The sequence below is a fragment of the Acinetobacter sp. ANC_7635 genome, from assembly GCF_056779945.1.
The window spans coordinates 34,626-47,111 of sequence record NZ_JBWYIS010000018.1; the positions used below are offsets into that span (position 1 = coordinate 34,626).

The 12,486-nt window shown below is 38.3% G+C and carries 11 protein-coding genes; 7 read left to right on the forward strand and 4 right to left on the reverse strand.

The window, feature by feature from the left end:
• Nucleotides 1-4: 4 nt before the first annotated feature.
• Complete coding sequence (locus tag AC1M89_RS13985; RefSeq protein WP_481614328.1) at nucleotides 5-307, forward strand: monooxygenase; 303 nt, start codon at nucleotides 5-7, stop codon at nucleotides 305-307.
• Nucleotides 308-354: 47 nt separating this feature from the next.
• Here AC1M89_RS13985 and AC1M89_RS13990 read toward each other — a convergent pair whose 3' ends face one another.
• Nucleotides 355-1,482 carry an anhydro-N-acetylmuramic acid kinase gene (locus tag AC1M89_RS13990; protein ID WP_481614329.1) on the reverse strand — a complete coding sequence of 376 codons (1,128 nt, stop codon included), beginning with the start codon at nucleotides 1,480-1,482 and terminating at the stop codon, nucleotides 355-357.
• Between the two features lie 63 nt (nucleotides 1,483-1,545).
• On the opposite strand from AC1M89_RS13990, the gene tyrS reads away from it, so the two are divergent.
• From tyrS to AC1M89_RS14005, 3 genes are all read left to right on the forward strand, one after another.
• Nucleotides 1,546-2,778, forward strand: a complete 1,233-nt coding sequence (gene tyrS, locus AC1M89_RS13995) for a tyrosine--tRNA ligase (protein ID WP_171076798.1) — start codon at nucleotides 1,546-1,548, stop codon at nucleotides 2,776-2,778.
• 151 nt (nucleotides 2,779-2,929) lie between these two features.
• Nucleotides 2,930-4,867, forward strand: a complete 1,938-nt coding sequence (locus AC1M89_RS14000; RefSeq protein WP_481614330.1) for an ATP-binding cassette domain-containing protein — start codon at nucleotides 2,930-2,932, stop codon at nucleotides 4,865-4,867.
• A gap of 122 nt (nucleotides 4,868-4,989) precedes the next feature.
• Nucleotides 4,990-5,901 carry a DUF6236 family protein gene (locus AC1M89_RS14005; protein WP_481614331.1) on the forward strand — a complete coding sequence of 304 codons (912 nt, stop codon included), beginning with the start codon at nucleotides 4,990-4,992 and terminating at the stop codon, nucleotides 5,899-5,901.
• Nucleotides 5,902-5,942: 41 nt separating this feature from the next.
• Here the strand turns inward: AC1M89_RS14005 and dnaK are convergent, their stop codons facing one another.
• Both dnaK and grpE read right to left on the reverse strand, forming a co-directional pair.
• Nucleotides 5,943-7,889, reverse strand: coding sequence for a molecular chaperone DnaK (gene dnaK, locus AC1M89_RS14010; RefSeq protein ID WP_092768678.1), 1,947 nt, complete (start codon nucleotides 7,887-7,889; stop codon nucleotides 5,943-5,945).
• A 118-nt stretch (nucleotides 7,890-8,007) separates the two neighbouring features.
• Nucleotides 8,008-8,580 carry a nucleotide exchange factor GrpE gene (grpE, locus tag AC1M89_RS14015; protein WP_257219952.1) on the reverse strand — a complete coding sequence of 191 codons (573 nt, stop codon included), beginning with the start codon at nucleotides 8,578-8,580 and terminating at the stop codon, nucleotides 8,008-8,010.
• 707 nt (nucleotides 8,581-9,287) lie between these two features.
• Between grpE and AC1M89_RS14020 the strand changes: the two genes are divergently transcribed.
• Nucleotides 9,288-9,548, forward strand: a complete 261-nt coding sequence (locus AC1M89_RS14020) for a molybdenum ABC transporter substrate-binding protein (protein WP_481610437.1) — start codon at nucleotides 9,288-9,290, stop codon at nucleotides 9,546-9,548.
• Nucleotides 9,549-9,742: 194 nt separating this feature from the next.
• Here AC1M89_RS14020 and AC1M89_RS14025 read toward each other — a convergent pair whose 3' ends face one another.
• Complete coding sequence (locus tag AC1M89_RS14025; protein ID WP_092768671.1) at nucleotides 9,743-10,195, reverse strand: cell envelope integrity TolA family protein; 453 nt, start codon at nucleotides 10,193-10,195, stop codon at nucleotides 9,743-9,745.
• A gap of 199 nt (nucleotides 10,196-10,394) precedes the next feature.
• Between AC1M89_RS14025 and AC1M89_RS14030 the strand changes: the two genes are divergently transcribed.
• Together AC1M89_RS14030 and AC1M89_RS14035 are read left to right on the forward strand one after the other, a co-directional pair.
• Entirely contained in the window at nucleotides 10,395-11,465 is a 1,071-nt protein-coding gene (locus AC1M89_RS14030; RefSeq protein ID WP_481592406.1) for an alpha/beta hydrolase, read from the forward strand.
• Between the two features lie 165 nt (nucleotides 11,466-11,630).
• Nucleotides 11,631-12,197, forward strand: a complete 567-nt coding sequence (locus tag AC1M89_RS14035; RefSeq protein ID WP_481589581.1) for a peptidylprolyl isomerase — start codon at nucleotides 11,631-11,633, stop codon at nucleotides 12,195-12,197.
• Nucleotides 12,198-12,486: the final 289 nt, after the last annotated feature.

The window sequence follows — 12,486 nt, forward strand, 5'->3', positions numbered from 1 at the left end:
TTGAATGGCAATTATTCTACAAATTGATTTTCCCTATGATGGACCTTGGGGTCATGAAATGTTTGAAAGTTTCAAAACACTCGCGGATTCAATAGCAAATGAGAAAGGCTTGATTTGGAAAATTTGGACTGAAAATGAAGTATCCAAAGAAGCAGGTGGAATTTACTTATTTGAAAGCCAAGCAGATGCAGAGGACTATCTAAATATGCATCTTCAGCGTTTAAGGGAAAATGGCTTTACTGAATGTAGACATCGGATCTTTGCTGTTAACTCGGCACTTTCAAAATTGAATTTTGCACCTGTTTAAGTTAATCGATGTATCAACTCAGGATAGTGGATACATCGATTCTTCATTTAAACCGCAGTGATCGTTCCTAAAACTCGATCTCCTTGAGCTCCTGTCACTTCAGGTAAATTACCAGCAAGTTGGTTTACAAATCGCATAGCCAACCACGCAAAAGCGGTCGCCTCCACCCAAGTCGGTGCTAATCCCAAATCTGCTGTGGTTTGAACACTCCACTCATGTTTACGTAAACGCCAACGTAATTGTTCTAATAATTGTGAGTTGTATGCACCACCCCCACAGACATAAACTTCACCTGTGTCCATAGGGGAGCGATAAATGGCTTTCTTAATGGCACGTGTCGTGAGTTTCATCAGCGTTGCTTGAATATTTTCAGGCGTATCTTCAAGTTCATCGTATTCAACATCGCTACGCCAATCCGCAATTTGTTCATCCAACCATTCCAAATTAAAGTCTTCACGACCAGTACTTTTTGGCGGTTCTTTGGAGAAAAAGTCATGTGATTGCAAACGATCAAGCAAAGCACGAATAGGCGTACCATAAGCAGCCCAATTGCCATTTTCATCATAAGGCTGCCCTGTGTAACGTTCACACCAAGCATCCATCAAAATATTGGCTGGTCCAGTATCAAAACCATATACGCCTTTAGGATCACCCGCAGGTAACATACTGACATTGGCAATTCCACCGAGATTTAAGATCACACGGTGTATCGTCGGATGCTGAAATAAGGCTTGATGGAATGCTGGCACTAGAGGTGCACCTTGACCACCAGCAGCCATATCACGGCGTCTAAAATCTGATACCACAGGAATTTGAGTGATTTCAGTAATAATGTTGGGATCACCAATTTGAAGGGTAAATCCATGTTCGGGACGATGACGAATCGTTTGACCATGAGATCCAATAGCTTTTATTTGAGTTCTATCGAGACTATTTTCTTGTATAAGTTGATTGATTCCATGACCGATCATCTGTGCTAAAGCGACATCAGCTTTACCCATGCGGTCAATTTCATTATCGTCTGGCAAAGTAAGTGCCATCAGTTCATCACGTAAATCTGGATCAAAGGCTAATGTCAGCGTTGCATGGATCTGTAATGGATCAAAAGAAGCGGCTACAAAATCGACGCCGTCCATACTCGTGCCAGTCATTACACCAATGTAGATTGTGGTCATGATTATTCTTAAGCCTGCATTGTGCTGAAAAAGTGTTAGTATATCGCACAAATTGAACAACAGATGTATTTGGGTTTTGTGATGTCAAATTTCCTGCCTGCTGAAGAACAACTTGCCCTCATTCAACGAGGCACACATGAAATTATTTCAGAAGAAGATCTTCTGAAGAAATTAAAATTGAATCGTCCTTTGAAAATTAAGGCGGGTTTTGATCCTACAGCACCAGACTTACACTTAGGTCATACGGTATTAATTAACAAGCTTAAAGTGTTCCAAGACTTAGGTCATGAAGTATTCTTCTTGATTGGTGATTACACTGCGATGATTGGTGACCCAACAGGTAAAAGTGCAACTCGTCCACCATTGTCACGTGAGCAAGTCTTAGAAAACGCGAAAACCTATCAGGAACAAGTGTTCAAAATTCTTGATCCAAATAAAACTAAGGTGGTGTTTAACTCAGAATGGTTTGCTCAAAAAACTGCTGCTGATCTGATTCAATTGGCTTCACAGCAAACGGTTGCACGTATGCTTGAACGTGATGACTTTACTAAACGCTATAACAACCAACAGCCGATTGCGATTCACGAGTTTTTATATCCATTGGTGCAAGGCTATGACTCTATCGCGCTCGAGGCAGATGTTGAGTTAGGTGGTACTGATCAGACCTTTAACTTACTGATGGGGCGCACTTTACAAGGTCGTTATAATCAAGAGCCACAAGTGTGTATCACTGTACCAATTCTTGAAGGTTTAGATGGCGTCAACAAAATGTCTAAATCTTTAGGTAACTACATTGGTGTATTTGATGCACCTGGTGCGATGTACCAAAAAGTACTTTCAATGCCAGACAGCTTAATTGAGCGATATTTCGAACTGCTGAGCTTCAAGTCAATGGAAGAGATCGAAGGCTTATTGAAAGAAATGGCCGAAGGTCGTAACCCTCAAGAAATTAAACGTATCTTAGCGCTCGAGTTAGTGGAGCGTTTCCATGGAAGCGAAGCTGCTGCGAATGCACATAAAGGTGCAGGGAATATCATCACAGAAGGTGAGCTTCCTGAAGGAACGCCAGAAGTGACGATTTCACGTGGTGAATTCGGTGGTGAAATGTTTATTGCTTCTATTGTTCGTGCAGCGGGCTTAACCAAAAATGCAGCGCAAGCCAAAGATGCTGTTTCACGTGGAGCCGTTAAAGTCGATTGGGAGGTGGTGGATGCATCATTCTCAATTAACGAAAATAAAACAGTGATTGTTCAAGCAGGTAAAAAGGCCATTGCTAAAGTAACTTTTACTGACTAAATCATAAAGTTTTGAATGATTCAAAAGCCATCCTAAGTGATGGCTTTTTTATGTCAAGAATGAAATGAAGATGAAAGATGGATTAATTTTTGGTTGTTCTGGTTGAAATCCATTAAAATGCGCCATCCAATACTTATTTGTTTGAATATCTATGATTCAGTTAGACCAACTTACCATTCGCCGCGGCGGTCGCATTTTATTTGAAAAAGCGTCTATGCAACTTCACCCTGGTTGGAAGATTGGTTTAACAGGTGTCAATGGTGCAGGAAAATCGACGTTGTTTTCAGCATTACTTGGAGGCATGGAATCAGATGGTGGCTCATTAACACGACCATCGGTTTGGACAGTGGCGCATATGGCGCAAGAGATTAAAGCGCTGGATATGAAAGCGATTGATTTCGTTCTATCCGGTGATGAAGAGTATTGGGATATCCAACACAAACTTGAGCATCCTGAGGGATTATCTGATCAAGATTTGGCAAATCTATATGGTCGTTTTGATGAAATTAGTGGCTACTCAGCGCCGTCTAAAGCATCACAACTGATGGCTGGGCTAGGCTTCTTTGAACATCAGTCAGAACTTAGTGTAAAAAGTTTCTCTGGTGGATGGCGTATGCGTTTAAATCTTGCACGTACTTTGATGAGTCGTTCAGATTTACTCTTACTTGATGAACCGACGAACCATTTAGATTTAGACGCTATTTTATGGTTAGAAGATTGGTTAAAAGCATATGAAGGCACATTGGTACTGATTTCGCATGACCGTGATTTCTTGGATGCCATTACCGACCATATTTTGCATATCGAAAACCAAGAATTAACGCTTTATACCGGCAACTATTCAACATTTGAACGTACCCGAAGTGAACGTTTAGCTCAGCAACAACAAGCCTATGAGAAACAGCTCGAGCTACGTGCACATCTGCAAAAATATATTGATCGTTTTAAAGCTAAGGCAACCAAAGCGAAACAGGCACAAAGTCGTATTAAACAGCTCGAACGAATGCAAGAACTTTCTGCTGCGCATGTCGATACGCCTTTTACCTTTAGCTTCCGTGAACCCACCAAAATGAGTTCCCCGTTGTTACAACTGGATAGTGCTGATATTGGTTATGGTGACAAACTGATTGTGACCAATGTGAAGCTACAAATCACGCCAACCAGCCGTATCGGTTTACTGGGAATGAATGGTGCAGGTAAGTCCACATTAATTAAATCATTGGTGGGTGATTTACCTTTAATTCAAGGTCAACGCAAAGCATCCGAATTACTTAATATTGGTTATTTCGCCCAACATCAAATGGATGCATTAGATGGTAATGCGAGTCCAATGTTGCAGTTATCTCGTATTGCAGATAAAAAGATTAGTGAAGCGACTTTACGCGCCTTCTTAGGGAGTTTTGGTTTCTCTGGTGAGCGTATGGATACGCCGTGTGAAAGCTTCTCTGGGGGTGAGCGTGCACGTTTAGCATTGGCTTTGATTGTCTGGCAGCGTCCAAATGTTTTAATTTTAGATGAACCGACCAACCATTTAGACTTGGATATGCGTCACGCATTAACTATGGCACTACAAGATTTTGAAGGGGCAGTGGTACTGGTGTCACATGAACGTCAATTGATTGCAAGTGTCTGTGATGAATTACTCCTAGTGCATAACGGTAAATGTCGTGAGTTTGAAGGTGATCTGGTCGCTTATGCAGACTGGTTACGTCAAGCACGTGCAGAGTTGATGAAGCAAGGGCAGCAAGCACCTGAGCCAGTGAAATCTCAAGTGATCGATAAGCCTGTAGTTTCTAAAGTAGATAAAGAAGCACAGCGTAAGGAAGCTGCGCGTCGCCGTGAAATGAGCCGCCCAATTCGTAAAAATATCGAAAAATTGGAAGCTGAGATTGCAAAGATGCAACCACGTTTAGTTCAAATTGAGGATGCTTTAGGGGATGCATCACTTTATGATGCATCTCGGAAAGATGATCTTTTAAAATTGATGAATGAACAAACTGAGCTTAAAGGAAAATTAGCACAAGCAGAAGAAAAAATGCTTGAACTGATGATGGAACTTGAAGAGTTAGAAAGTTCATTCGAAGATTAATGAATAATTTCTAAATAAAAAAAGCCCAATGAAAATTGGGCTTTTTTTATAAAATATTGAGTTATATAATTTTATTTATGTGATTAAATATTGAAAATATTAATAATTTTTTGAGTTTTATAATGGGTGACATAATTCAATTTAAAAAGAAAAGAATTACTAAAGGTTTAATAATTTCAGGAATGGGTGGTGTTTCGAATGAAAATGGACTTGTTGCTAAAGATTTAACACATGCAGATTTAATGTTTTATGGGCTTTATTGGGATAATATAATAGTCACACAAACTCCAATGTTTCATTTTACTAATGATGTAATTGAAGAGTTTAGAAGTAATGATGTCATTGAGTTTTATTCTAATGCACCCCCACAGTCAATGCATTCATCAGAAATGCAAAGAATGGCATTAGAATCATTATTAGCATGTCAAAGTGTAAGAAGACAAAATAAAGATGCAGATTGGATAATTTATAATAATGTTGCTGAGGGATTTAATAGTATTGAATCTGAAAGTTTAATTGAACAGGATTCTATTCGAGTTGAAATTTCAAAATGTTTACCTTATCCAAGTACGTATGTTCCGATTGATACATTAAGAAAATTTAGAGAAGATTATTTGGATGAATTAGATAGATTACATTTTGCTAAATATAAATTATTTGAAAAGATTAGTTCTCATGAGAATTTAGCACGTAGAGATTTAGCAAAATGTTATGAGCTGGAAGAATTTGAAAGAGCGATTCGAGATTATGAGCACGCCTTTTCATGTAGGTTTAGATATTACTCTATGAAATCTTTAATTAGTGATATTCGGCATAATAAGTCAGAACTTTTAGAAGTTGGTTTAGCTGCAGGTGATTTAGTTCTTGGTGGATTTAATCTTTCAGGAACATATAATTTTGGAAAAACATTTTTTAATTTATTTAGTTCTAAACAAAAAATTCATGAAGCAAAGCAGAATTCCCCTGAATTTCAATTCATATCCTCAGCAATAAGTAATGGAATAATTCTGCAAAAGTTTAATAACCAAAATTAAAAAACCGCGCTTTCGCGCGGTCTTTTATTTAAAGTGACAAATTATTTTTTGTCATCTTTAACTTCAGTGAACTCAGCATCTACAACACCGTCGTCCGCTTTTTGTTGTTGACCAGCAGCATCACCTTGGAATGCATTTGGATCAAAACCTTGCGCACCACCTTGAGCACCCTGCGCAGCTTCATAAGCACGTTGAGTGATCGGCATGATGATGTTTTGAAGTGCTTCAGTTTTCGCTTTGATCGCGTCAACATCATTTTCTTTTGTTGCAGCTTCAAGTTCTGAAACAGCAGTTTCAACCGCAGTTTTTTCATCAGCAGTCACTTGTTCACCAAGGTCTTTTACTGCTTTTTGAGCAGAAGAAACTAATGCATCAGCTTCGTTACGTGCTTTAGCAAGTTCTTCAAACTTACGATCTTCTTCAGCATTCGCTTCAGCATCTTTGATCATCGCTTCAATTTCAGCATCGCTCAAACCTGAGTTTGCTTTAATTTGAATTGATTGCTCTTTACCAGTGCTCTTATCTTTAGCAGATACTTTCAAGATACCATCAGCGTTGATGTCGAACGATACTTCAATTTGCGGCACGCCACGTGGAGCAGGTGGGATATCGCCCAATTGGAAGTTACCCAACAATTTGTTTTGTTGAGCCATTTTACGTTCACCTTGGTAAACCGAAATGTCTACTGCAGGCTGGTTATCAGCAGCTGTAGAGAACACTTGTGATTTTTTTGCAGGGATTGTTGTGTTTTTCTCGATGATTGGAGTTAACACGCCACCCATTGTTTCAATACCAAGTGTCAACGGTGTTACGTCAAGTAATAGAACGTCGTTCTTATCACCTGAAAGTACAGCACCTTGGATCGCAGCACCCATTGCCACAGCTTCGTCAGGGTTCACGTCTTTACGTGGCTCTTTACCGAAGAACTCTTGTACTTTTTGTTGTACAAGTGGCATACGAGACTGACCACCAACCAAGATCACGTCAGAGATATCAGAAGTTGATAGACCTGCATCTTTAAGTGCAATCTTACATGGCTCGATTGTACGAGCAACTAAGTCAGCAACAAGACCTTCTAATTTCGCACGTGTTACGTTGATCACTAAGTGTTTAGGACCAGTCGCATCAGCCGTGATATATGGAAGGTTAATTTCAGTTGCATTAGAAGAAGACAATTCAATCTTCGCTTTCTCAGCAGCTTCTTTTAAACGTTGAAGTGCAAGAGGATCGTTCTTCAAGTTTACGTTTTGTTCTTTCTTGAACTCTTCAACCAAGAAGTCGATTAACGCGTTATCAAAGTCTTCACCACCAAGGAATGTGTCACCATTAGTAGACAACACTTCGATTTGTTGGTCGCCATCAAGGTCAGCGATTTCAATGATTGATACGTCGAAAGTACCACCACCTAAGTCGTAAACCGCGATTTTACGGTCGCCTTCTTTCTTGTCCATACCGAACGCAAGCGCTGCAGCTGTTGGTTCGTTGATGATACGTTTAACATCTAAACCAGCAATTTTACCAGCATCTTTCGTTGCTTGACGTTGAGCATCGTTGAAGTATGCAGGAACAGTAACTACCGCTTCAGTAACTGTTTCACCTAAGTAATCTTCCGCAGTTTTCTTCATTTTCTTAAGAACTTCTGCAGAGATTTGTTGTGGTGCTAGTTTCTTGTCGTTTACATCAACCCAAGCATCGCCATTGTCAGCTTTGATGATTTTGTAAGGTACAAGACCAATATCTTTTTGAACTGCTTGATCTTCGTAACGACGACCGATCAAACGTTTGATCGCAAATAATGTATTTTTCGGGTTTGTTACCGCTTGACGTTTAGCTGATTGACCAACAAGGATCTCGCCATCTTTATACGCAATAATAGACGGAGTTGTACGAGCGCCTTCAGCGTTGTCGATTACTTTAACTTTATCGCCTTCAAGTACTGCAACACATGAGTTTGTAGTACCTAAGTCAATACCAATAATTTTAGCCATTGATGTGTTCCTCGAAAATTTTGTTGTGATCTTTCACTTGTTATCCGATATGAGAGCCATTCATTATTTTTCAAGTTAAAAACTTAAAAAATTTTTACAAACTCCCGTATTTCTTGACTTATTGGCCTACCATGACCATTGCAGGACGAAGTAAACGGCCAGAAAGGGTGTAACCTTTTTGAAGTACCGTACCAATCTCACCCGCTTTTGCATCTGGAGCAATACCTACTGCTTGATGCAAATCAGCATTAAAACCATTTTCAGTGTCAACTGCCACAACACCAAATTTTTCTAATGTTGCTAATAATGACTTCAGTGTGAGTTCTACACCTTCTGATAAAGGAGTTTTTTCATCACCTGCAGCAGCAATTGCACGTTCAAGGTTGTCAACTGAATCCAATAATTCTTTTGCAAATTTCTCTAAAGCAAATTTTTTCGCAGTATCCGCTTCACGCTCTAAACGTTCTTTGGTTTTTTCTGCTTCATACTTCGCATTTGCAGCAACTGCTTTTTCATATTTTAAGTTTTCAGTCAGCGTTGCGATTTGCGCTTGAAGGTCTTCTACAGAAACTTCAACTTCAGCTTGTTGATTTTCAACTTGCTGTTCAGTTTGTTCCGTTTGAACGTCCTGAGTTTGTTCGTTTTGCTCATTTGCCATGGAAGATCTCCGCTTAAATGGGTTTTTAAACATGTACAGTCCTTTGGCATCAGTGTTAACTGCGTTAATCTGAACTGCCATGCGTGTGTAATTCATCAATACAAAGGTAATGTGGGCGACTATAAATAATTCAAGCTTAAACGATGTTTATTTCTACTAAATTCATCTTTACAACAAGGAATGAAAATTTTTCGATCCATTTAAAGAAATCTAAAGTCTAGAATAAGAAGAGGAGATGAGCTGAAGAAAGATTATAAAAATATGATTTAGTGTATATTTTATATATAAAAAATATAGATTCAGATAAAACAAGTCTTTCCTTTTAAAGAATCAAAACTGTATTATCTTTAACCAGATACTAACGCTGTAGTTTCTATTTATTTTGTTTTTGCTTTTTAATAGCTCATCCAACCTCCTTGGATGAGTTTTTTTTTGCTTGTCGAGATCTGAGTAACAATGTTAAGCAACCGATATACCGTGTAGCCACACTGTGATTCAGTCACCTTCAAAAAGGGTTTATATCGCACCACATATTCACTAAAAAATAAATTAAATAAATGGCTTAGGACATATATTCAACTATAAAAGTTGAATTGCATTTTCTTTACACTTTTTTCATAAGTTCAACCTGAAGTCATCGAAACTTGAACCAAGAACTGACGCATGAAATAAAAAAGTCAGGAATGATAAGCCTTCAAAGTTAACTCTGACTTTGAATGTTTCAAGTAAGGAATTAAACAATGAAAAAATTAGGTCTCATTTCCCTGGCATTTGCAGCTATTGGTTTTGCTACTGTAGGTTGTACTTCAAACCAATCTGCTGAAACTGCTCAAGCGACTCAACCGACCACACAAACAGATGCTTCAATAGCGCAAGCGGCAACTACTGAAATGGATACCCAAAATGGTGTGGCTGTACAAGCTGACCCAAGTGTAGAGTCTGTTGAACCGATTCAAGCTGTCCCAGCTGAAGGTGCAGAAGCCCCTCAAGTTGTTGAGTAAAATGCAATGAAATTTAATTCATTTAAACTGCTTATAATGGATTAAATTTTATGAAAAAGCAGAGAATAGAGAGTAAATAGGATGCCTTTACTGTCTATTTTTAGAATCACAGCACTTAAAAAAACCTAACATTCAAATGTGAATGTTAGGTTTGTGAGGTAACTTTAAATCAATTGTCTTGAGTCCACGAAAGCTTAACGATCTCGGCGATCGTGTTGACGTTCCTGTTCTCGCTTCTTGCGATCCTGTTCTAAGCGCTTACGTTGTTCTTCAATCGCTTTTTTACGATTATCTTGATTCCAACGATTACGTTCAGCTTGACGTTGTTTTAGAATTTCCTTTTGACGTTGTTCAATCTGTTTACGACGATCATGCTCAGCACGTTCTTTATTACGTCGATCTGCTAATTCACGTTGTTGGCGTTGACGTTCATATTCACGTTTGCGCTTTTCTTGTTCAAGGCGCTGTTGATGTAAACGTTGTGCGCGTTCTCTCTCCCAACGTTGACGGTCATAGTTGCGATCATAATCACGATCATAACGATGGTCATAATTACCATTATAATAAGGGCCATCGTCCGGGAAGGCCACACAACCGACTGCAAGAACTGCTGTGGCCAATGACATTATCATTACTTTTATTGCCATAGCTTTCACCTTTATATGTTGAATCAGGACAACCAAAAAATTCCTGATGTTGGATTAAATAGTCAATGACAAGACTGCTATAGTCAGATTAGCGTAAATGGAATTGAAGTTTGTATATTGATCAGTAGACTTAGTTAACAAAATAGTCATGAAATGGCTGATCGTGTAGAAATTATGAAGAATACGGATTTTTAAAAGGATCGGAATCGTGAATCAAAAAATACAACAATTACTTGAAAATGGTCAGGGTTCTGCAGGACGTGCATTAGATCGACTCCCGAAGATCGTTCAAGAATCTCTAGTGAAGTTACTTGGCTATCCCTATGACTATCCTCAACTCGATAGCTTTACAAAATGCTTGATGGCTGCACAGTTGAAACAAGGAAAATCAGGCTTTATTGGCGCTGATATTGATAAATCAAGAAAAGAATTTGAAAATCAAATCCAATCCATCACACATAAATCATCTCATGTTCAATATGTAGAAGATATTCGTCTTCCTTTACAAAGTGGTACTGTATTTGCCAGACATTATCATCCTGCTCCGAATAAAAAACTACCAATGATTGTATTTTATCATGGTGGTGGGTTTGTTGTCGGAAGTGTGAATACACATGATGAAGCGTGCCGAATCATTGCGAATTATGCAAAAGCACAAGTAATCAGTATTGATTATCCTTTAGCACCAGAAGTTTCTCCACAATCATTGATTCAATCATGTGAAGATGCATTGGCATGGGTATATCAAAATCGCCGTCACTTTAAAATCTTAAAAAACCGTATTGCTATAGCAGGAGATAGTGCTGGCGGTAATATTAGTGCTGTCGTTGCTCAACGTGCATTAAATGCCAGTTATGCGCCTCAAGCTCAATTTTTAATATATCCTGCGGTAGATTTCAAAAGTCGTCATCCATCATTCTTTGCGTATAAAGATGGTTTAGTATTAACCAACAGCGATATTGACTATGTGACAGAATACTACGCGACAAGACATAAAGTTGCTTTGGATAATCCACTAATCTCTCCAACATACGGTAATCTAAAAAAATTGGCACCAGCCTATGTTGTTACAGCGGGACATGATGTATTGCATGATGAAGGCAAAATTTACGCCCACAAATTACGTCAAAATGGCACTAAAGTGTTGTATCAAGATTTTGAAGACCAAACACACGGATTTATTAATCTAACGCTAGTCTCAGGGCGTTCTAAAAAATTGTTGATTGAAATGAGTAAAGAGTTTAGAAGATTTTGGGATAAAAATAGTTAATAGATGCTTACTTTCAAATCCTGAGATTCAAACGAAACTCAGGATTTTTTCTTTATATACAGTAATCGAATAAAAATACTTTGATGCTTAACAAAAAATTGAATCTTTTCTGGCGATTGATTCGTGAATAATAGATAAGATAAAACATCAATAAGAGGATAGCGTATGTTAAAAAAAATGATGTTAGGTGCTTCTGTTGCGGCAATGAGTACTTTGTCTTTGGCAGCAAATACGCATATGCAAATCAAAACATCAGCAGGAGATATCGAAATCGAGTTGTTTAATGATAAAGCTCCGATTTCAGTAAAGAACTTTGAAACTTATGCGAAAGCTAATTTTTATAACGGCACAATCTTCCATCGGGTTATTCCAGGGTTCATGATCCAAGGTGGAGGATTAGATGTATCGATGAAAGAAAAAGCGAATCGACCTCCAATCAAGAACGAGTCTTATAATGGCTTAAAGAATAACCGTGGCACTTTAGCCATGGCACGTACAAACCAGCCTGATTCAGCAACAAGCCAATTTTTTATCAATATTGCGGATAATGATTTTCTAAATAAAGCGCCAATGAATCCTGGTTATGCTGTGTTTGGTCAGGTAACTAAAGGCATGGATGTTGTCGATAAAATTGCAAAAGTGCCTACTGGTAGATTTGGTATGCATCAAGATGTGCCAAAAAATCCTATTAAAATTTTAAGTGTGAATATAAAACCTTCAAAAGCGAAATAGTGATTAAAAAAAGAAGCAGAAATATTAAATTAATATTTTTGCTTCAATATTATAGGGTTAAGTGTAAATGTGATTATTAATGAATCATAATGGTGCATAAAAATAGAACACTCAATAAAACATGAGGTTAAAAGCACTTGCAATGATTTCGAAATGCTCTAGAATGCACCCCATACCGACGAGATACACGGAAACGAGCGAAGCAGGTTGCTGAGTTGTTAAGTGTTTCGAGTCCAGCTTCTAGCATTGACGAGATGTTAGAAAGATCATTAAGAGATTATGAAGAACA